Here is a 19,260-nt window from a genome sequence, read left to right on the forward strand (position 1 = left end):
TTACGACGCGGCGTCGACGGTGCTGCAACAGAAGCTGATGCAGACAACCGGCGTGGGCAACGTGGTGGTGGGCGGCGCTTCGCTGCCGGCGGTGCGGGTTGAACTGAATCCAGAGCGGGTGAGCCAACTACGGCATCATCTGAGCAGATCGCAGCACGATCGGGATGCGAATGTCGATTTGCCCAAGGGATCGATGTCGCGAGCGGACAGAACTATTCGTCGCGCGAACGAATGCTGTATTCGCCGGCCGACTACGGACGGCTGATCGTCAGGCGAACCAACGGCAACATCGTGCGTGTGTCGGACCTCGGCTATGTACGGTCAGGATGTCGAGCAGTTGGAGAACTACGGCCTGTCGAACGGCAAGCCGGCCGTGTTGCTGGTCCTCTATAAGGAACCGGGCGCGAACGTGATCGACGCCGGTCGACAACGTGAAGGCGAACTGCCGGCGCTCGAAGCGGCGATCCCGTCGACCATCAAGCTGGCGATTTTCGGTTGACCGTACGAAGACGATCCGTGGCTCGCTGCTCGACGTCGAAATCACCCTGCTTGTATCCATCGTGCTCGTACGGCCGTGACGTTCGCGTTCTTCCGCAGCTGGCGCGCGACGCTCATTCCGGCGATCGTCGTACCGCGTCGCTGCTGGGTACGTTCGGGGTTCATGTATTTCCTTGCTACAGCTTGAACAACCTCTCCGCTGATGGCCTTGACCATTTCGAACCGGTTTCGTGGTCGACGACGCAATCGTTGTCGTCGAAAACCATCATGCGGCATCTGGCGCGCGGCAAGAAGCCCATCGAGGCGGCACTCGCAGGGGCGCAGGAAGTGGGCTTCACGGTGTTTTCGAGTCAGCGTTTCGCTGATCGCGGTATTCGTCCCGCTTGCTGTTCATGGGTGGCCTGATGGGCCGGCTGCTGCGTGAATTCTCGGTGTCGCTTTCCGTCGGCGATCGTGATGTCGATGCTGATTTCGCTCACCGTCACGCCGATTGCTGGCGAGCATTTTCCTGCGCGGAGGACAGCAAGCCGGGAACGGCGACGGACCATCACGAGAGCGGATTTTCTCGCCTGACGGCACGTCGTTGCGCTGGGTCATGCGGCCATCCGCTATGATGGGTGGCGTGACGGTGCTGGTGTTCGTGCCTGAACCTCTGGCTGTTCGCCCGTGGTTCCGAAAGGCTTCTTCCCGGAGGAAGACACGGGGCTGCTGCTTTGGCACGCTGCAGGCGTCGCAAAGCATCTCCTGGCACGAGATGCAGCATCAGTTCCAGATGGTCAACAAGGCGGTGCAGGAGATCCGAACGTCGCCGTTCGTGGGTGGCTTCGTGGGGGGAGCGAACGCGCTCAACAACGCACTGCTGTTCGTCACGCTCAAGCCCCTGGTGAGGCGTCGCGCGACGGGCTGATCAGGTGATCGCTCAGGTGCGGCCGACGGCTTGCCGATATGCGGGGACCACAGCTCTATCTGCAGTCGTTGCAGGACTCGCGGCGGTGGCCAACAGTAGTGCCGCGCAGTACCAGTACACTCTTACCGCGGACGACCAGGCGACACTCGATCAATGGGTGCCGAAGTTAGTCGCGCAGATGCACAAGATGCCGGCGCTGGCCGACATCAACACCGACCAGCAGGACAAGAGCATGCAGGTCGGCATCGAGTCGACCGCGACTCCGCCGCGCGAATGGGCGTGAAATTCAAAGATATCGACGAGGCGCTTTATGACGCGTTCGGCGAACGGCAGGTCTCGGCCATCTACGAGAGCGCGAATCAATATCACGTCGTGATGGAGGTGGCACCGAGTACTGACAAGTCCATCGGTACTGAAGGACATCCATGTTCCGGCGAGCCCGGCGCTCGCCACGAGCGGCGCGTCAACGACCGCCGCCGCGGGGCAAACCGGGGCAAGCGCGCTACGCCGTCGGCCGCGGCCCAGGCGAACGGTTCTGCGCTGGTGCCGCTCGCCGCGATGGCCCGGTTCTCGACCGGCCCCAGCGCCATTTCGATCAATCACCAGGCTACGTTCCCCGCCATTACCGTATCGTTCAACCTGCGCCCCGGCGCATCGATCGGACCCGTGACGCAGCAGATCAGTCAGGCCGTCGCTGCGCTCAGAATGCCGGCGAGTATCTCCGGCGCGTTTCGCCGGCACGGCAGCGGCGTTTCGTGAGTCGATGGCGAGCGAGCCGCTGCTGATCCTCGCCGCGCTGTTGTCGGTGTACGTCGTGCTCGGCATGCTGTACGAGAACCTGGTTCATCCTTTGACGATTCTCTCGACGCTGCCTTCCGCGGGCGTCGGCGCTTTGATCGCGCTGCTGCTCACTCACACGGAGCTGTCGATCATCGCGTTGATCGGCGTGCTGATGCTGATCGGCATCGTGAAGAAGAATGCGATCATGATGATCGACTTCGCGATTGCCGAAGGGCGTCGGCATGCACTGCCGCCGGAGGAGGCGATCGTGCGCGCGGGCCTGATCCGTTTCCGTCCGATCATGATGACGACGGTCGCCGCAATTTTCGGCGCGCTGCCGCTCGTGCTGGCTCGGGCTATGGGTCCGAATTCCGCAAGCCGCTTGGCATCTCGATTATCGGCGGTCTGGTGCTCAGCCAGGTCATCACGCTCTATACCACCCCTGTCATCTATCTCTGGCTCGATCGGGCGTCGCAGCGGTTGCGGCGCCGAAGGAAACACGCATGAAATCGCCCATCGGATACCTGTCGGCCGTGTCGGTCGGCATGCGCTGCTGCGCCTGTGCGCTCGGCGCGACGCTTTGGCTTTCGGGCTGCGCGGTCGGCCCGGACTATCACCAGCCGGCCGTAGCGATTCCAACGCAGTTCAAGGAAGCGGGCACACAGTGGCGACTTGCGGCGCCCAGCCCGCAGGCATCGCTCTCAAGCCGGTGGTGGGACGCCTACGACGATCCCGAGCTGTCCCGGCTCGTCGACGCAGCGCTGCAGTCGAATCAGTCGATTGCAGGCGCGGCGGCCGCCTATCGGCTCGCGCAGGCCACCGTCGCTGCAGACCGGGCGAGCCTGTTTCCGACGCTCGGTGTCGACGCGTCGGCCTCGCACAGTTCAAGCACAACGAACCAATACGCGAAGGCCGAGGCGAGTTGGGAAGTCGATCTGTGGGGCGGTGTGCGCCGGCAGATCGAGTCGGGCAAGGCAAACGCGCAGGGCGCGGATGCGACGCTTGCCGGCGAGCGATTGTCGATTGCCGCGACGCTGGCGACCGACTATTTCGACATCCGCCAGCTTGATATCGACATCGACCTGTTGCGGCAGCAGGAGGCGGTCAATGGGCGCATTCTCGCGATCACGCGCGCAGCGCTGGCACAGGGGACTGCGTCGCAAGTCGATCTGCTGTATGCGCAGGACACGCAGGAGGCGGTTGTCGCGAACCTGCAAATTTCACAGACCTCGCGCGAGCAGGACGAGCACGCAATCGCGGCGCTCACGGGTGTGCCGCCGGCTTCGTTGTCGATTGCACCGCGGCTCGACTATGTGTTTCGCGAGCCCGAGGTGCCATCCGTGCTGCCGTCTGCGTTGCTGGAAAGACGGCCTGACGTGGTCAGCGCGGAACGCACCGCTGCTGCTGCGAACGCGCTCATCGGGGTAGAGAAGGCCGCATTCTTTCCGGACCTCGATCTATCGGCACAGGGTCTCGTGCAACACAACACCTTCGCGACGCTGTTCTCATTGCCGACCCGGATGTGGTCGCTCGGTCCCTCACTTGCCGCCACGCTGTTTGACGGTGGTGCCCGCGTGGCGGCCGTGCACAAGGCGCAGGCGACCTATGACGAAGACGTCGCATCTTATCGCGAAGCCGTGCTCACGGCGTTCCAGAACGTGGAAGACAGCCTATCGTCATTGAACCATCTGCGCCAGCAGGAGCACGCGTTTGCCGACATTTACCAGCGCAACCGGCAGTTGCTGGAGAGTGTCGCCGCGCAACTGACGGCCGGAACCGCGAGCGAGCAGTCCGATTTGAATCAGCAAGTGACGCTACTGACGGCCAGACAGAACCTGAACGACACGCAGGGGGCACTGGCGAAAAGCGACGTTGGGCTGGTGAAGAACCTCGGCGGCGGCTGGACGTCGTCGAAGAGCCAGGCCCCGATCCCATGATGACGGGCGCGCCGTTGTAACGTCGTCTGCTGATCTGCGCGCTCCAGAGTCCAGTCGCGCCCACGATCGTTTTTTCAAAGTCCACGTCTCGACCTGCGTGCAAAGGCCCTGTCACGTCCACTTGTGCGGTATCGCTTCCCCGCGACGTGACTTGACATGACATGCAACACATTTCTAACAACATGTAGCGCACAGGTTCTCTACATTGGCGGCTGTGTCATGCGGGGTTCGCCGGTGGAGCGGATCCATCACATGGAGAGTGTGCAGTGAAATTTCAAATCGTTCCCGTGTCTGCTGCCAGTGCGGCAATTTCTATGGCTGTCGGCACGGCGCCTGCGGGGTCCCTGGCGATTGATACAAGCGTGGGCGTTGCGGTTCGCCCGACAACCATCGATGGATGGGCTTGAACATGCATGACCATCGCTCTGTCGCCGCCGTTTTTAAGCGAGGCCGCGCACGACGGTGGCTGGGCGCGCTCGCTGTCACCGCCAGCGCGTACCTGCCAAACTCACCGGCGTTGGCGCAGTCGTCGCCGGGCAATAGCGTGGGCATCAACGTGACCGCATTGCCCGACTATGAAGGCAGTAAGTCCTATCGTGTGCTGCCGTTGCCCACGCTGTCGCTGTCGAAGGGGGCAATGTTCGTGCAGGGGTTTATCGGCGGCATTGCCTACCCGTTGTGGCCCAGTGTTGCGGTGGGCCTGCTGATCGGTGTTCAGCCGGGCCGCAACCAGGACGATGCGGCGGTGCTCAACGGTACCGGAGATATCCCAACGTCCTTCGACTTCGGTGCGTTCGCTCGCTGGCACTATGGTCCAGCGAGCGCCGGTCTCCGCTTCCTTCAGTCCGCGCATGCCGGCTATGGCAATCGTGTCACGCTGAGCGCGTCCTATGCGCTGGTCCAGAAGCCCGTTGACCGGGTGTCCGTGTCCGCCGACGCCGTGTGGTCGAACGGACCTTCGCAGCAGACGTGGTTCGGTATCGACACCGAGCAGGCTGCGTCCAGCACGGCCGGCCTCTCGGCGTATCACCCCTCAGCTGGCTTTTCGCGAGCCGACCTCAGGATCGACTGGGATCATCGGCTGAACCAGCAGTGGTCACTGCAAAGCGCTTTCGGCGTCGGTTCCTTGCTCGGCGATGCGGCGAACAGTCCGATCGTTGAACGACGCGCGGCTGTATTTGGATCGGTGGGCGCTGCTTACCACTTCTGAGCGCTTACTTCGCGCTGCATCATCGTGAGAGGATTATCAATGAACCAGAATCTGACATCGACTCGTACCGCGCCGTTGCTTGTCTGCCTCGCTGTTGGGTTGGGCATGGCGGGGTGTGCGGTTACGCCACCGAGTGCTCCTACCGTCATGGCGGTCCCAGCGAACGGCAAGACCCTCAATCAGTTCCAGCAGGACGACTATGGTTGCCGCACGTACGCGACGCAGGTCGTGAATCCGGCGGCGGCCTCGCATCAGGCGGCAACGTCCGGACTTGCTGCTACCGCCGTGGGCACGGCTGGAGGCGCTGCGGCCGGGGCTCTGATCGGCGCCGGGGCGGGCAACGCCGGTGCCGGCGCCGCAATCGGTGCGGGTGCCGGACTGCTGCTCGGCAGCATGACGGGCTCGGCGCAGCACAATCAGACCGAAGCGTCGTTGCAGCAGCAGTACGACAACGCGTACGCCCAATGCATCACGGCAAAGGGCGATACGATCGAAACACCTCGTGCGGCAGCGGTTGTCGTGCCCGTACGCCCCATGCCGCCCCGCGCCCTAATCTATGGCGCCCCGCCACCTTACTACTACGCACCGTACTGATTTCGCTTATGTGGTCGTGGCATGGCTTGGTCTGGAATTCTGCCGGCTGAAAATCCTGGGTTGCGCTTCGTCCCTTAGCTATTCCGTGCACGTCATTCATTTTCTTAAAGGAATCTTTGATGAAACGTTTATTCATTCTTCTGGCTGCGATGTTCGCTGTGTCCTCTGCGTTCGCGCAGAGCAGCATGCAGCAGATGCTGGAAGCGCGCTTCATTGCCGCGAACGCAACTCATGACGGCAAGCTCACGAAAGAACAGGCGCAGGCAGGTATGCCGCGCGTCGCAGCCCATTTCGATGAAATCGATACTACGCATCAAGGGTATGTGACGCTTGATCAGATCGAGCAGTTTGTTGCACAGCATCAGCGGTAAGCGCTTGTAAGGCAGGCTTCAATACCCCCGGCTGGTCTAACTGTGCATATGTCGCAGCGGGTTGCCTCGTCAGGTCGAAAGATGGGCCGCTGCGCGCTCCGGTAACCCCGACGCTAGCAACCCGCCATGCGCAAGCCGATAGCTGGAACTTCTGCGCGCCTGGCGCACTGAAATCAATCCCCGCGTGGTCGTCGCACCCAGCTGTAACGCCTGAACGTATCCCTACTGCCAGTCGCTGAATCTCAATTGAAAGGAGTTTAATTAATGCTTAATGCGCGTATTCTTCGTCGTTTTGTGCTTCCTGCCGGTTTTTGCATGAGTGCCGCGGTGCTTAGCGGCTGTGTAGTCGTTCCGGTGGGTCGTCCAGTAATGGCCCGGCCACTGGTTGTAGTCCCTCGACCGCCACTGATCGTCGCTCCCGGGTACTATTGACCTGAGTCTATTCGTGTCCGCCCCATGGGCGGGCGGGATGCATAGCGGCCGTTTTGCATCCCGTCCGAAGCTCGACGCAGGGACGATGCGCGACTGCGTCCAGTTCACGGATAGCGACCAGGATATAACGGCCGCTCAAAAATCGCGTATATCTGCACGGGTCAGTTAGCCGGCGCTCGACGTATTTCAATTACCCTTGCCGTGGCGTTCGCGCCCAGCTCGCCACGTGCCCACTGTTACCGCATAGCAGTTTTGCGACTGGTCGCGCTCGAAAAGCAATCGGCGCATATTCCGCGAAAGGCGCATCAGCAGCAGGAGGGCAACCAGAGACCTCAGTTATGCGAATGGTGCGCCGCTGTGCCGGCAGCATGCTCTTCGAGGTCCGGCACGAAGACGTATCCGCAGCCGCGGACGGTCTGGATGAATCGTGGTGTCGACGGGTCAGTTTCCACGAGGCGGCGCAGACGCCAGACCTGAACGTCGATGTTGCGATCGGGGGTCTCGGACTCCGGGCCATGAAGTGACTTGAGAAGACGCTCGCGGCTGAGTGTGCACATAGGAAAATTAACGAAAATCTGCAGCAGCGCGAACTCACTGGAAGATAGCGTAAGAGACGTCTCTCCCCTGTTCAGCGTGCGCGACTGAAAGTCCAGCGTGAGCGCGCCGAATGCGTAAGGCTGCCTTCGTGGGGGAACGGCCGCATCGGGAACGGCGGCCAGGCGCCGCAGCACCGACTGAATCCGTGCTACCAGCTCACGCGGGTTAAACGGTTTGCCGAGATAGTCATCGGCGCCCAATTCAAGGCCAGCAATGCGGTCATCTTCGTTGGCGCGGGCGGTGAGCATCAGGACGGGAATGTCGTCGCCTGATGCGCGCAACCTGCGCAGTGCCGTCAAGCCATCGACGCCCGGCATCATAAGATCGAGCACTATCAGGTCTGGGCGTTCGTGTTTGAGACGGTATTCGAGCGAACGCGCGTCATATAGCACTGACACGTCGAAACCCCACCTTACCAGGTAGCGGCGAGTCGCATCACACAGTTCGGCGTCGTCGTCGATGAGAAGAATCTGAGCTGACATAGGAAGAAGATAACGTTCACAAACGAGTGATGATCGGGCCGGGACTAACCGCAATGCGAGCGCACCGCAGAAGCTGCAGCAGACGATCGATCGAAGAAATGTAGGCGAATTTCATAACGCCAGGTGTTAGCAAATCGTGTCAAGAAATGTCATCGACGGGGCCTGTTTTTCTGTCCGCAAACGCACGGGTGCACGCGCTTTCTCGCTGACCACGAACGACAGCAGTAATATGAACAGTCAGGATGGCATGCCTGGTACGTACGGTGGTGCCGGGCGGTCGTGGGCTTTCGCCAGTCAGTGTTGTGGCTAGCGCAATCGATGACATCTTTTGACATACCTTTTCAACACATCCAGTGCGGAGATTCTTGTATATTTCGTGACAACCGTAGGCGGGCAGGCCGGCGCAGCCCACTTCGGCGAGATTGTCGCCGCCCACCGTGGTACGCGACGCTGTAGCGGAGCTAAGCGGTTCGCCGCGTAGCATCGGAACCAGGAACTAAAAGACAGGCTTTATTAGAGGTGTCTGCTTAATCATATGTCAGATGATTTGCCAACCGGTCGCATCATCGTGCTTGACGATGATGTTGAAATCCGCAATATGCTGCAACGCTTTCTGACGGCACAAGGTTTCTCGGTGCGCGCGGTGAAGACAGGCATTGAGTTGGACGTATTGATCGAGCGCTACCCGTTCGACCTGTTGATTCTCGATATCATGATGCCAGACGAAGACGGGCTGTCCATCTGCCGTCGCTTGCGCGCTCGGAGAGAGACAATCCCCATCCTCATGCTAACAGCGCGTGGCGATCCCGCGGACAAGGTCGTAGGTTTGGAGATCGGCGCCGACGACTATCTCGCCAAACCGTTTCTGCCGAGCGAGCTGATAGCGCGGGTTCGGGCGATGTTACGTCGGCAGCAGTTTCAGGTGCGCGTGCAAAACGTGCGGGGCGAGATGCTGCTTGCAGGCGAGTCGCAATGCTTGCGGTTCGGCGCCTTCAGGCTGGACGTTCGGCGTAGAGAATTGATGTCGGACGAAGCGGGCATCGTCGAGGTCGGCGCAGCTGAAATGCGTCTCCTGTGTGCGCTTGCGGAGACGCCCAACCGTCCCGTAAGCCGCGCAAATCTGATAGAACGCGCGCGCGGGTCGCAATATGAGGCGAGCGCCCGCAGCGTTGACGTGCAAGTTCTTCGCTTACGACAGGTGATTGAGACAGAGGCAACCTCGCCGCGACATATCCGTACAGTGTGGGGCCTCGGCTACATGCTCGTTGCAACCCCAAGCTAAAGCGTCACCTGTTGGGCGCTCGAAAGTGACATTCAAGCCGCTGTGCGGAAAAGCCGTCGTACGTCTAGACGATGCTGCCCACGTGAATGTTGATCTTCTGGAACATGTTCGTCGGCGTCCGCAATATCGAGAGCGGACCGGCGATAAAGATCTGGCGGACGACAACCGGTAGCGGCCTGGCCGCCACACTCCTGGCTTTATAAGTCGGTTATCTGGCTGGCGGGGGCGGGAGAGGGGGCGAAGGCGGGTGCGCCCGGAATGGGCAGATGAAAAAAGCGTAATGCGTGGGTCAGTGCAGCGACATGTGAAATGACAAGAATGGGAAGCGTGGTTCAAACCACTCACTTCTTTCCCACTTCCCGAGAAACCTTATGAAACTGCTTGCTGCCGTCGCCGTTGCCGCCTTCAGCCTGCCGTTCGGCGCCAGCGCTTTTGCTCAATCCAGCCCGTCGGGATTGACGCATGCCGACGTCATCGCTCACCTGAAGCAGGCGCAGGCCGAAGGACTCGTGCCGACGCGTGACAATGACTATCCGCCGTCTGCTGCCACGATTGCACGCAACCGCGAAACCTACGCAATCCAGCACGGCACGGATGGCGCGCGCGCAGTGGCCACACGCGGCATGCCCGCCTCGCATCCCACCGGGGCATCTGAATGATGCTGTGCCGACGCAGCCCGCCGTATCGTCGCAGCAAGTGCGGCTGCGCGTCTGCTGAAGGTTTTTTCAGCCTGGATCGCTACTATCGCTATGCCGACACGTTGCCGCCGGCTCGCCGGGATCAGGACGCAAGGCGCTGTGGTACCAGCGCGGCGGGCGCCAACCAATCGCAAAGCACGTTAGCGCAATGCCGGTCCGGTACTTAGTCCGGCGAATGGCGCTGGCGCCGCGCATTCGTTAGGTCGGGAGAGGAGGGCATGAAGCCAGTCACCGTCGACATGTTGCGGGCCCATCTGATGGCCGCGTCGCTCACGGCCGTGGGTGTCGAGGTGATGGCGTGCGTCGCGCTGCTAGTGTTTCCGGTGTCGCAGACCTATTTCACCACCACGCCGTTCCGGCTGTTAGCGGGCGCGCTGATCGCCGGCGGCGTAATTGTCATCCGTCAGTTTGCGCGCGCCGCATTCCAGTTCGCGGTGCAAAGCCGCCACGCGACGCCCCACGTGTGGTCGACGCAGTGCGTTTCGCTTTCGGCGTATTGTCCGCATCGCTGGCTTGTCGTGCTTCATCTTCGCTTCATCGGCAGACCGTTTGTGGTCGAGTCGCATTGACGGACCTCGCAATGTCGGCGCGTCGTCGAGAACAGACGGACGTCAAACTGCTGAGGGTCGCCACCTCAGCAGGCGTTGCTCGACGGCCCTCAACAACTAGTCTTCAGCAAACCGGTCACCCCGGTTTCGCACCAAGGAATTTGCCCACCACGGCGCCGCCAGTGCGAAGCCGAAACTCGGATGCCGCCTCGCGGGAACGCAGCAGACCGCGGACGGGATTCACGGAGATCCCGACCTAACGGCGCAATGCGCCAAGGATCTGTGCATTCGCAATCATATAATGGTCCGCCTTCACGCACGCGACGGAACGCATTGGCGAACACGACGAAGAACACCGTCACCACCGCCCAACCCGCATTCGACGTCATGCCCAGCCCCGGCGCAACGACAAACAGCGGGCCCAGCCCCACGCGCTGGAATCGAACTAGCAATCTTGATGTAGAGGCTGAACACGTCAGAGAGCAGCTCGGTACATGTGAGCACGTTGCCGGAGACCACACCCGCCACCGAACCGATGATGAAACCAAGACGGGTCTCCTCCAGCTTGACCGATACGAGCGTCAGTAGCGCACCTTAGGATCTACCGTTGACCAACCGGATCGATAATCTGCTCGAAAATCGCAGTCGGATCGAAAATAAGAAAGGCTCGATCCACTTGAGGCACGCGGACAATTCCACCCGTCGAACGCCTTGACGAATACGCCCTGCTGCCAGCATCTCTTCGTCACGCCCAGGCAGAGCGGGAACCGGTAGTACAGCCACGCAGCTGTAGCTGATAATGTGCGGCTGAAATCAACCCCCGTTGTATGCAATCGGCGCCTCGGCCGACGGCAAAACAGAGACGGAAGCATTTCTTAATTCCCCGTTATATCCGTCGACTCTGGCGCCGACCTGCAATGCCGAAGGACCAAGGTCTTCTCCATGGCATTGACGCGCGAATCCGCGAGGGTGGGGTCAGTTGGTGCGAACGCCGCTCGCGGACACCGCTGTACGGGCGTTCGAAGGACGACCAAGGTCGTTCTCTTGCAGCCAATAGCCAAGGCCAACGAAGATCCCGCCCCCGGCCAGATTGCCTAGCGTGACATAAAGTTCGTTATGCAAAGCACCGGCAAACGTGACATTGGCCGGGTGCTGACCAATTAGCGCGAGCGCAAACACGAACATGTTTGCAACGCTGTGCTCAAAGCCGCTGGCCACAAACGCAAACACCGGCCAAAAGATCAGTCCCAGCTTTGCACCGTCATTGTCCGTGCGAGCTGCCATCCAGATCGCCAGGCAGACAAGCCAGTTGCACAGGAGGCCCTTCGCGAACAGCGGAACCCCTGACGTCGCCATCTTCGTTTCGACCGTCTTGAAAAAAATCTCTGAACCATCGGATAGCAGTACTCCCCCTCCGGCTGCGTGCAGTATCACCGCGAGCACGACAGCGCCGATCAGGTTGCCGATCCAGCATGTCACCCACACCAGGACCATGCCGCCCACGCCTGTCTCGCCCCGGAATACAGCAAGCGGCATATACATCGCCGTGCCGGTAAACAGATCGGAGCCAGCGAATACCACGATGGTGAGAGCACACGCGAAAACCCCCCCATGATCAGGTGCACATAGGCTGGATCGACATGCGAGCCAACTGAAAACATAAGAATGTCGCCGAACCCGATATAGGCGCCAGCCATTGCCGCGCCGATAAGGAAAGAGAGCGGCGAGCGGAGAACGACCGATACTTTTTTCGCACCGGCTTTCGAGAACTTATCAATACTGTCTGCGTACATCACTGCTCCGGAAAAGGATCCCCCGTATCGGCTACCCGGGGGAGTGACAAACTAGCGCACATGATAGGTCGGTATAAGCTCTTCTTCATTACCAAACCGGCCTAAAAAGTTAACATCAGCCACTTCTTGATGCTGTATTCCTGTCGGTGGCCGGCTTCTGTACTCCTTTCGGTTGCGGACGCATCGAAAGGGCGTTCGACCTATAGATCGCTTGCTTAAACGGGGAGGTGTTCTTTGAGTTACTGCCCGGTGGGGCTTACCGGCTGAAACGTGTTTCCTGAAGGCGCTGGAAAGCTCGCGCACCGCATGTTCTATGTGAGAGGGATTCCAGCCCATTCGCGTGCGGCCGCCGGAACCCATGATCGACGCGCCTTTCATCCGGAAAAGCAGGCCGGAAAGGAACCGCAACCGGTTGGTTACGCTCGCCGTCGCCTTCACGTGAATATTTTGATTGTCTGCTTGGGTCTACCCCAAAGGCACAATAGAGACTTGTGCAAACAGGACCTAATTTCAGTGGTTTACCTCCCTAGACTTTGGTTCCGGCTCCGACTGACAGTTCGGAGCCGAAACTTTGACCGGAGGTTCATCATGAAATCGCTCATCGAAGCCATTGCACTTGCCGCAGTATTCGCCGTCCCGGCTGTTTCGTTTGCTCAATCGAACGCGCCTCTTACCAGAGTCGCCGAGCAGAACGCCAATGCGCCCGGCTACGGTGGTGTTGCCGATGGCACATCGGCGTCAGGTTCACATCATCCGCTTCGTTCGATGGAACGGATGGTCCATCGAATCGATCATGAGATCCGTTCGTCGATTCGTCCGGACGGCAATGACGGCACGAAACCGATTTACTTTGGTTCTTGAATACAAGCACAAGCACGAAAGTAGGGGTGGCGCGAGAATTCGGACAGTTCGTTGGGTGGAAAGCTGGGGCGTGAGTCGGTCATAACGGCCGGCGACAAGGAACCGGAAGATGACGAGACGAAACCGACGGACACACTCAGCGGCGTTCAAGGCAAAGGCGGCACTTGCGGCGCTCAAGGGCGACAAGACGCTGGCTGAGCTGGCCCAGCAGTTTGATGTCCATCCGAACCGGATCCCGGACTGGAAGAAGCAACTGCAAGTGCACGTCGATTGACTGGATAGGCGCAGCGTTGCTATCGGTCCTGCTCGCGTCGCTGCAAATGGGCATCGAGCGGTTGCCCCCGGAGGGGCTTGCCTGGTCGACGCTGACGCTCGCCGCGATTGCAATTGGGTCTTGCGTCATGCTGTACAAGTGGGAAAAGCGCCATGCGCAGCCCATTCTGCCGATTGACCTGTTCGCCGAGCGCAATTTCGTACTGCTGCTTCTGCTGTCCTTTACCGCCGGCTTTGCGATGTTTTCGCTGCTGTTCTTTACGCCGCTGCTGCTGCAAGCGCGCTTCGGCATGACGCCGCAGGTGGCCGGCATTGCGGTTACGCCCTTATCGGTGTTCCTTGCGATCGGAAGCCTGGCGAATACGCGCATCGTCACACGTTAGCGCTCGTTGATGATGATCGTCACTGTTGGCTTTGCGCTGATCGACGCGGCAATGCTCGACAGCACAAGCCCACATGCGTTGGGCGCTGCATCAATGGGCGCGGTGGGCATCGGGCTCGGCTTCATCTTCAATAACCTCAACGTGTTTGCGCAGGAATTGAGCGGACTTCAACACTTCGACATCACGACGGCGCAGATCCAGTCGACGCGGATGGCGGGCTGCGTGCTCGGAACGGCGACGACCGGCACGCTCTTCTCGCGCAGCTTGGCGCGAGTCGTTGCGAGCACCGGCGATGCCGCGCTTGCCAGCGCTCAGGCCGTTATCGTGCATCCAATCCATATGGGCTTCGCGATCAACGTCGTGGTGGTATGTGGCGCGGTGGTCTGTACGCGGCGCATTATCGGTTCAGCCTAGCAATGCGAATGACAGAGTCGCACAGGGTCGTGTCGCAATAAGGATGGGTGTATGACTTGGCGAATCATGTTGAAAATATTCTGTGAACCTGACGTGATGACTATGGGTCCGCCAAAATGTGGATGTGTGACACCGTTCGACGCAAAGTGATACACATACGTCACAAGGGCCCGTTCGTCCCGGCGTTGTAGCACGCTCGAAATTTCTGCAGTAGGTCCGCAGCGTTGCCGCTGAGCGCCACGCGGCGCTTACGCTCGGACAGAAGGGCCGCAAGCACAGAGTCAGCTTTTTGCGACCTTCGCAGGGCGCGCCTTTTCTTCGCGGCCAGCGCGCGACGTACGCTCCCCTCTCTTCAGATCGGGGGCCGCCGTAAGGGGTGTCGTATCCGCGAGCGCAAGCCGGTATCCAGCGCCATAGCGCGCCTCGATGAACTCGTTCCCGAGCTTCTTTCGCAGGTTGCGTATGTGCACTTGGATAGTGTTACTCTGCACCTCGTCACCCCACCCGTAAACCTTCGCTTCCAGTTCAGCCGCCGAAAAGAAGCGTGTCGGCTCCGAGAGCATGATATGCACCAGCGCGTACTCCCTCGCAGCCAACGTCACGAGTTCGCCGTCGTACCACGTATGGCAGGAAGCGTCGTCAAGTGTGAGTGCGCCGTGCGACGAGACCGAACTCAGTTGTCCGGCACGCCGCCTCAGGAGCGCACGAATTCTTGCCTGCAGTTCGTCCAAATCGATGGGCTTTGCCATGCAATCGTCGGCGCCAGCATCAAATGCGGCAGTCCGCTCGGCTACAGAGCCTCGTGAGCTTATAGCCATAACGGTCGTTTTGTGGCCGGCGGCGCGATACGCCTGCAGGATAGAAAGGCTGTCTCGCTGTCCCTCAATGCCCAAGATGATGAGGTCGTAAACCCCCGTTTTGAGCGAGAGCTCGGTATCCCGCCCGCTGCACACACAGTCGACCGCGTAATTTCTCGAGCGCAAGGCTTGTCGAAGGACCTCCAAAAGCGCTTCGTCACATTCATATATCAGAACACGCATTCCTCAACCTGGGTCCGGGTCTCGATGGCCGTGTCAGGGCCTGCCAGCAATCTCGCTGCACGGTCTAACAGCATGGAATCAGGGCCATCGGAGCACGGACAGTGTACTCAAAGCCGAGCAGGCGAGCACGGAACCGGGCAGTGCCTCTCGCGTCCGAACAGCTCCCAGCGGCCGCACCGACGTCGACTTACCTTTTGAAAGGGTGGCGGCCGTTCCGTGACCCGCCTCCAACCGTCCCGCACGAACGGTCAACGGGCAGCATGGACGCCATTGGCATCATGACAACGCCGCCACGCATAGCTGGTGGCCCACCGCCCGATAACTTACTGCAGAGCTTGCCCTGTTGTACTTGTCCTGCGTGCAGATATTCCACCTAGCAGTCCGACGCGACTCGGGCAGTCACTCGGCCCCTCCCCGCTAACACACGCCAACTCGCTCTGCCTTATCCCGATTGCCCAACTTCCCAGGCCCATGCGGCGAAACGACGCACGGGGTTTCGTCCTCATCCTCAAGCGGATAGACAAATCCAGCCTTCATGCACGCGCCAGCGAATGCAATGAACCAACCGCCAATGCTTTCCAGTGCCCGCCCCAGTGCCGTGTGCCTCGACTGCTTCCAGAAACGGCGTTGTCAGGGTAACCAGAGATGCAGGTAGAGTCAGAGGACGAAGAACTCGAAGCCTCTCTATCACCGCAATCGCTTTCCGGGCGTCGTCATCAGTTGCGCAGTGCGCTGGTATTGAGGTTCCAGTTAAGCCTGCGCGAAAAATCATCCCACGCTTCAGCTTCATTTCGTAATTCCAATAACCGAAGTCATTCACCGATTTCCGGACCGCCTCGACCGCGCGATTCTGACCTTTCACGCAATGGGGTAATCGTCCAAATCGTGCGAAATCTGGCGGTAGTCGCGCGGAGCGCCGCTCGCAGTGAGGATCGCCGGCTTTCGGGCTTTCGCATAATCAGCGTCTTCGCAAGCCGTTGATCAATATGGATTTTTAGATGCAGACCGCCAGAATTTGCAAGAAAAGTACGACAACCCCACATCGGTTCGTCCGCCAAGCCGGGTTATCGCGACTTCGCTGTGGCGGCCGCATGACGCACGAATCGTGCGATTCACGATCGCGTGTCGTTCGACGTCAATCCAACCTCGAGGGCGCAGCTCGAACGGCTGGTTCGTGATGGGCACATCGTAAGCCTCCTTCACGCCGGTGCGCGCCTGCACCAGGCGGGCTGCAACGGGTGTATCACCATGGGACAGGCGCCAGCCACGAAAGGGATATCGCTACGCACGGTGCCGCGCAACTTTCCGGGTCGCTCCGGAACTCGCGAGGACCAGGCGTGTCCGGTCAGCCCGGAGACAGCTACCGTCTCGGCTCTCAGCGGCGTGATCACCGATCCACGCACGCTCGACATGCCGTATCCGGAGATTGCCGACCCTGACAACCCGCCCGTCAACCGGGACATGTTCCTGCCTCCGTTGCCTTACGAGCGCGCTCGACGAGAACTTCGACATCGCCCGGATCGACGCCGGCGGCTGACCGGACGGAAAAGACGATCGATTTTCGCCTCAGCGCCAGGCGCGATGTGGCGGCAGCAAAGGCATTCTTCGCGAAGGCGATCGGAACTCAGGGGCGCGCTCCTGGAACGATCACTCTTGACGGCTACGCGGGCATCTCATCGGGCGGTCCGCGAGATGAAGACTGACGGGTCGCTACCCAGGCGAACGAAATTGCGATCCTCGAAGTACCTGAACAACCGGATCGAACAGGATTACCGTCACATCAAATCGCGGGTGAACGTGATGCTCGGGTTCAAGCGGTTCCGGAACGCGGTCGTGACCCTCTCTGGCATCGAGCTGATGCATCGCATTCGCAAAGGCGAGTTTGATCTCACCGGCGTGCACCTCAAAGATACCGCTTCGCCCTCGATCTGGACGGCGGTTCTTTCAGCTCGTTGAGATCCCTGAAAAATGGGCGATTTCTCGCCCACCTGCCGAATTTTCACCACAACCGCGTCAAGCACTGCCGATTGCATTCGGCAGTGGTCGGCTGAAGAGTCATTCGCTTGCACCCGCGCTCAGACATCCGGGTGTCGGTCGATCGGGCGCACTTGTCGCTGTTCCAGCCGTAACTTTTCGATACAACTCCCTACGGTCTTGAGAGGTGGCTCCGGAAATTCGGACAGTTCATTGAGTGGAAAAGCTGGGGCGTGAGTCGGTCATAATGGCCGGCGACAAGGAACCAGAAGATGACGAAACGAAACCGACGGACACACTCACCGGCATTCAAGGCAAAGGTGGCACTAGCGGCGCTCAAGGGCGACAAGACGCTGGCAGAGTTGGCCCAGCAATTTGATGTCCATCCGAACCAGATCACGGACTGGAAGAAGCAGTTGCAGGAGCGGGTTGCCGATGTGTTCGACGCGGGCAACGCGCCCCCAGCTGCACCGCCAATCGACGTGAGGGTGTTGCACGCGAAGATCGGACAGTTGACGTTGGAGAATGATTTTTTAGAAAGCGCGCTCAGCAAGGCGGGACTGCTGGGCGTAAAGCGATGATCGATCGTGATCACGCCCTGCCGGTGACGCAGCAGGCCCGGCTGTTAGGCATAAGCCGCTCGAGTGCCTATTATCAGCCGCGTGAGGTCAGCGAAGCGGATCTGAAATTGATGCGCCGGATTGACGAGCTTCACCTCGACCATCCATTTGCCGGGGCGCGAATGTTGGCACGTCTACTGCGTCGCGAAAGTATCACAGTCGGACGCAGGCACGTTGGCACCTTGATGAAGCGCATGGGCGTCGAGGCGTTGTATCGCAAGCCAAACACGAGCCGCAAGCATGCAGCCCACAGGATCTGGCCGTACCTGCTGCGCAACCGGAAAATCGATCGGGCCAATCAGGTCTGGGCGCTCGATACGAGCTATATCCCGATGGCGCGGGGCTTCGTCTATCTGACGGCCGTCGTGGACTGGGCGAGCCGCCGGGTGTTGGCGCACCGGGTGGCGATCACACTAGAGAGCTGCCATGCTGTCGAGGCGCTGGAGGAAGCGTTTGCGAAATACGGGCCGCCTGAGATCGTCAACACGGATCAAGGAAGCCAGTTCACCGCAACCGAATTCACCGACGCGGTTCTCGGCCGGAAGGTTCTCCTGTCGATGGACGGAAAAGGCGCCTGGCGTGACAACGTGTTCGTCGAACGGGTGTGGCGCAGCGTCAAATATGAAGAGGTTTATTTGAAAGCGTACGACTCGGTAGGCCACGCGCGTCGCTCAATCGGCAATTACCTGAACTGGTATAACCAGAATCGGCCTCATTCGAGGCTGGCCGATCAGACGCCGGATGAAGCATACTTCGCCACGCTGCCAGCGATAAAATCGGCAGCTTGATTGCCCCAACAATTCCACTTAAAAATCTCGGGACCCTGTCCGAACAAGCGGCGCCACCTCTTTGCGCGCCAATGTCGAACAAAGACCTTTCCTCTTCTCTCTAACTAATAGGAGGTGAGAGTCGCGGTCAGACTGTTCGCGCTATTGGCTCTCGGGGCGGGCCTCGCGGGCCGCGGAGCCGGCTTTTTGAGCTGCCTGCAAGATTACCCGGCTTTGCTGGGTGATCCGTGTCGGCCTTGTGTTTGCGCGGAGGTTTGATCAATCCCGCCGTGTCCCGCTTTGATGCTGCGCCTGCAGCATCCCGGCCGGAACAGGCGTCGAACCGCACGTATTGAGCGCCTCCAATATTGGACTATGGAGAGGACAATGACTATGATCAGATGGACGCTGACGGTTGGCCTGGTATGCGGATGCGGCCTGGCCGGTACGGGCAATGCGGAAACAAACAACCAGGCTTTAAAGCTGCTGCAGTTGCAAACCTTAAATCGTATCGCATCGGATAGCGCGCCGACGAAGAAGAACGCTTCGGGCGACAACAGTGCGCGCCAGGATCGTGGGGCGGACCGTCCAGGGGTCCAACCGCAGCCAGACAATCGAGGCGCTCCCGGCAACGTGCCGGCGCGAAGGCCGTAACTTTCGTTGGTGTTACTTCAGAATGGCCATGCGTGGCACCGTCGCCCCCACAACCGTGTGCCGGTTCGCGGGACCATTTCGGGAATGGATCGGCCGGGTACAGCGTTTGCTGCTGGTAGCGCATTCTGCCCATGCTCCCGAGGTT

Annotated in this window: 22 protein-coding genes and 4 pseudogenes; 22 read left to right on the top strand and 4 right to left on the bottom strand. The window is 60.1% G+C overall.

All coding sequences use genetic code 11. From position 1 onward, the window contains the following. The 11 genes and pseudogenes from B0G80_RS45955 to B0G80_RS22475 all read left to right on the top strand — a co-directional run. Window positions 1-265: hypothetical protein (locus tag B0G80_RS45955; RefSeq protein ID WP_181920029.1), on the top strand; the 265-nt coding region annotated here is incomplete at its 5' end. A 48-nt stretch (window positions 266-313) separates the two neighbouring features. After that, entirely contained in the window at window positions 314-499 is a 186-nt protein-coding gene (locus B0G80_RS22445) for a hypothetical protein (protein ID WP_116119841.1), read from the top strand. 182 nt (window positions 500-681) lie between these two features. After that, on the top strand, window positions 682-903 hold the full coding sequence (locus B0G80_RS45330; protein WP_147309890.1) for a hypothetical protein: 222 nt from the start codon (window positions 682-684) through the stop codon (window positions 901-903). Between the two features lie 85 nt (window positions 904-988). Beyond that, a complete protein-coding gene (locus B0G80_RS45335) occupies window positions 989-1,405 on the top strand; it encodes a hypothetical protein (protein WP_220377480.1) in 417 nt (138 codons plus the stop codon). A gap of 85 nt (window positions 1,406-1,490) precedes the next feature. After that, a complete protein-coding gene (locus B0G80_RS47000) occupies window positions 1,491-1,688 on the top strand; it encodes a hypothetical protein (protein ID WP_258878980.1) in 198 nt (65 codons plus the stop codon). Further along, window positions 1,679-2,164 (top strand): efflux RND transporter permease subunit, encoded by a 486-nt coding sequence (locus B0G80_RS48105; RefSeq protein WP_408968069.1) that lies wholly within the window; start codon window positions 1,679-1,681, stop codon window positions 2,162-2,164. The genes B0G80_RS47000 and B0G80_RS48105 overlap by 10 nt, the downstream gene beginning before the upstream one ends. A 4-nt stretch (window positions 2,165-2,168) precedes the next feature. After that, a pseudogene (locus tag B0G80_RS48110) lies at window positions 2,169-2,692 on the top strand (efflux RND transporter permease subunit). Further along, complete coding sequence (locus tag B0G80_RS22460; protein ID WP_116119845.1) at window positions 2,689-4,122, top strand: efflux transporter outer membrane subunit; 1,434 nt, start codon at window positions 2,689-2,691, stop codon at window positions 4,120-4,122. Before B0G80_RS48110 ends, B0G80_RS22460 begins: the two are co-directional and overlap by 4 nt. 409 nt (window positions 4,123-4,531) lie before the next feature. Beyond that, on the top strand, window positions 4,532-5,332 hold the full coding sequence (locus B0G80_RS22465; RefSeq protein ID WP_181920031.1) for a MipA/OmpV family protein: 801 nt from the start codon (window positions 4,532-4,534) through the stop codon (window positions 5,330-5,332). A gap of 39 nt (window positions 5,333-5,371) precedes the next feature. After that, window positions 5,372-5,926, top strand: coding sequence for a glycine zipper domain-containing protein (locus B0G80_RS22470; protein ID WP_258878981.1), 555 nt, complete (start codon window positions 5,372-5,374; stop codon window positions 5,924-5,926). 119 nt (window positions 5,927-6,045) lie between these two features. Continuing rightward, window positions 6,046-6,297 (top strand): EF-hand domain-containing protein, encoded by a 252-nt coding sequence (locus B0G80_RS22475; RefSeq protein WP_116119851.1) that lies wholly within the window; start codon window positions 6,046-6,048, stop codon window positions 6,295-6,297. A gap of 764 nt (window positions 6,298-7,061) precedes the next feature. Here B0G80_RS22475 and B0G80_RS22480 read toward each other — a convergent pair. Then, window positions 7,062-7,808, bottom strand: a complete 747-nt coding sequence (locus B0G80_RS22480) for a response regulator (RefSeq protein WP_116119852.1) — start codon at window positions 7,806-7,808, stop codon at window positions 7,062-7,064. 535 nt (window positions 7,809-8,343) lie between these two features. Here B0G80_RS22480 and B0G80_RS22485 point away from each other — a divergent pair. The 3 genes from B0G80_RS22485 (at window position 8,344) to B0G80_RS22495 (ending at window position 10,357) form a co-directional block, all read left to right on the top strand. Beyond that, window positions 8,344-9,090, top strand: a complete 747-nt coding sequence (locus B0G80_RS22485) for a response regulator (RefSeq protein ID WP_116119854.1) — start codon at window positions 8,344-8,346, stop codon at window positions 9,088-9,090. A 371-nt stretch (window positions 9,091-9,461) separates the two neighbouring features. Then, entirely contained in the window at window positions 9,462-9,749 is a 288-nt protein-coding gene (locus B0G80_RS22490; RefSeq protein WP_116119856.1) for a DUF4148 domain-containing protein, read from the top strand. A gap of 257 nt (window positions 9,750-10,006) precedes the next feature. Then, a complete protein-coding gene (locus tag B0G80_RS22495; RefSeq protein ID WP_116119858.1) occupies window positions 10,007-10,357 on the top strand; it encodes a hypothetical protein in 351 nt (116 codons plus the stop codon). Window positions 10,358-10,475: 118 nt separating this feature from the next. Here the strand turns inward: B0G80_RS22495 and B0G80_RS47005 are convergent. After that, window positions 10,476-11,032: pseudogene (locus B0G80_RS47005) on the bottom strand (ABC transporter permease); the annotation flags it as partial. A gap of 279 nt (window positions 11,033-11,311) precedes the next feature. Then, on the bottom strand, window positions 11,312-11,917 hold the full coding sequence (locus B0G80_RS22505; RefSeq protein ID WP_220377481.1) for a formate/nitrite transporter family protein: 606 nt from the start codon (window positions 11,915-11,917) through the stop codon (window positions 11,312-11,314). Window positions 11,918-12,717: 800 nt separating this feature from the next. On the opposite strand from B0G80_RS22505, the gene B0G80_RS22510 reads away from it, so the two are divergent. From B0G80_RS22510 to B0G80_RS22525, 4 genes and pseudogenes are all read left to right on the top strand, one after another. Next, window positions 12,718-12,990 (top strand): DUF4148 domain-containing protein, encoded by a 273-nt coding sequence (locus B0G80_RS22510; RefSeq protein ID WP_116119860.1) that lies wholly within the window; start codon window positions 12,718-12,720, stop codon window positions 12,988-12,990. A gap of 109 nt (window positions 12,991-13,099) precedes the next feature. Continuing rightward, window positions 13,100-13,246 (top strand): annotated as a pseudogene (locus tag B0G80_RS22515) (transposase); the annotation flags it as partial. Between the two features lie 34 nt (window positions 13,247-13,280). Continuing rightward, the gene (locus tag B0G80_RS22520; protein WP_116119862.1) at window positions 13,281-13,646 is read left to right on the top strand and encodes a hypothetical protein; all 366 of its coding nucleotides are present in this window, start codon (window positions 13,281-13,283) and stop codon (window positions 13,644-13,646) included. Window positions 13,647-13,655: 9 nt separating this feature from the next. Then, window positions 13,656-14,060, top strand: coding sequence for a hypothetical protein (locus tag B0G80_RS22525; protein ID WP_116119864.1), 405 nt, complete (start codon window positions 13,656-13,658; stop codon window positions 14,058-14,060). A gap of 281 nt (window positions 14,061-14,341) precedes the next feature. On the opposite strand, the gene B0G80_RS22530 is transcribed toward B0G80_RS22525, so the two are convergent. Next, window positions 14,342-15,100 carry a response regulator transcription factor gene (locus tag B0G80_RS22530; RefSeq protein WP_116119866.1) on the bottom strand — a complete coding sequence of 253 codons (759 nt, stop codon included), beginning with the start codon at window positions 15,098-15,100 and terminating at the stop codon, window positions 14,342-14,344. A 1,110-nt stretch (window positions 15,101-16,210) separates the two neighbouring features. On the opposite strand from B0G80_RS22530, the pseudogene B0G80_RS46425 reads away from it, so the two are divergent. The 4 genes and pseudogenes from B0G80_RS46425 to B0G80_RS22545 form a co-directional block, all read left to right on the top strand. Beyond that, window positions 16,211-16,471: pseudogene (locus B0G80_RS46425) on the top strand (aconitase family protein); the annotation flags it as partial. Window positions 16,472-16,683: 212 nt separating this feature from the next. Then, window positions 16,684-16,803 carry a hypothetical protein gene (locus B0G80_RS48115; RefSeq protein ID WP_408968075.1) on the top strand — a complete coding sequence of 40 codons (120 nt, stop codon included), beginning with the start codon at window positions 16,684-16,686 and terminating at the stop codon, window positions 16,801-16,803. Beyond that, on the top strand, window positions 16,793-17,056 hold the full coding sequence (locus tag B0G80_RS48120; protein WP_408968077.1) for a DDE-type integrase/transposase/recombinase: 264 nt from the start codon (window positions 16,793-16,795) through the stop codon (window positions 17,054-17,056). Before B0G80_RS48115 ends, B0G80_RS48120 begins: the two co-directional genes overlap by 11 nt. 290 nt (window positions 17,057-17,346) lie before the next feature. Then, window positions 17,347-18,482, top strand: a protein-coding gene (locus B0G80_RS22545) for an IS3 family transposase (protein WP_408967691.1) whose coding sequence is annotated in 2 segments (ribosomal slippage) — window positions 17,347-17,611 and window positions 17,611-18,482 — 1,137 coding nt in all. Because the reading frame shifts where the segments join, the coding sequence is not laid out codon by codon here. The last annotated feature ends 778 nt before the right edge of the window (window positions 18,483-19,260 follow it).

This window comes from Paraburkholderia sp. BL6669N2, assembly GCF_003387275.1.
Lineage (GTDB): Bacteria > Pseudomonadota > Gammaproteobacteria > Burkholderiales > Burkholderiaceae > Paraburkholderia.

What these genes read in the sequence shown, in the direction of transcription:
- B0G80_RS22485 (WP_116119854.1), top strand. Translation starts at nt 8,344, where the DNA reads ATGTCAGATGATTTGCCAACCGGTCGCATCATCGTGCTTGACGATGAT.
- B0G80_RS22525 (WP_116119864.1), top strand. Translation starts at nt 13,656, where the DNA reads ATGATGATCGTCACTGTTGGCTTTGCGCTGATCGACGCGGCAATGCTC.
- B0G80_RS22470 (WP_258878981.1), top strand. Translation starts at nt 5,372, where the DNA reads ATGAACCAGAATCTGACATCGACTCGTACCGCGCCGTTGCTTGTCTGC.
- B0G80_RS22475 (WP_116119851.1), top strand. Translation starts at nt 6,046, where the DNA reads ATGAAACGTTTATTCATTCTTCTGGCTGCGATGTTCGCTGTGTCCTCT.
- B0G80_RS22530 (WP_116119866.1), bottom strand. Translation starts at nt 15,100, where the DNA reads ATGCGTGTTCTGATATATGAATGTGACGAAGCGCTTTTGGAGGTCCTT.
- B0G80_RS22460 (WP_116119845.1), top strand. Translation starts at nt 2,689, where the DNA reads ATGAAATCGCCCATCGGATACCTGTCGGCCGTGTCGGTCGGCATGCGC.
- B0G80_RS48120 (WP_408968077.1), top strand. Translation starts at nt 16,793, where the DNA reads ATGAAGACTGACGGGTCGCTACCCAGGCGAACGAAATTGCGATCCTCG.
- B0G80_RS22445 (WP_116119841.1), top strand. Translation starts at nt 314, where the DNA reads ATGTACGGTCAGGATGTCGAGCAGTTGGAGAACTACGGCCTGTCGAAC.
- B0G80_RS22495 (WP_116119858.1), top strand. Translation starts at nt 10,007, where the DNA reads ATGAAGCCAGTCACCGTCGACATGTTGCGGGCCCATCTGATGGCCGCG.
- B0G80_RS22490 (WP_116119856.1), top strand. Translation starts at nt 9,462, where the DNA reads ATGAAACTGCTTGCTGCCGTCGCCGTTGCCGCCTTCAGCCTGCCGTTC.
- B0G80_RS48105 (WP_408968069.1), top strand. Translation starts at nt 1,679, where the DNA reads ATGGGCGTGAAATTCAAAGATATCGACGAGGCGCTTTATGACGCGTTC.
- B0G80_RS22480 (WP_116119852.1), bottom strand. Translation starts at nt 7,808, where the DNA reads ATGTCAGCTCAGATTCTTCTCATCGACGACGACGCCGAACTGTGTGAT.
- B0G80_RS22510 (WP_116119860.1), top strand. Translation starts at nt 12,718, where the DNA reads ATGAAATCGCTCATCGAAGCCATTGCACTTGCCGCAGTATTCGCCGTC.
- B0G80_RS22465 (WP_181920031.1), top strand. Translation starts at nt 4,532, where the DNA reads ATGCATGACCATCGCTCTGTCGCCGCCGTTTTTAAGCGAGGCCGCGCA.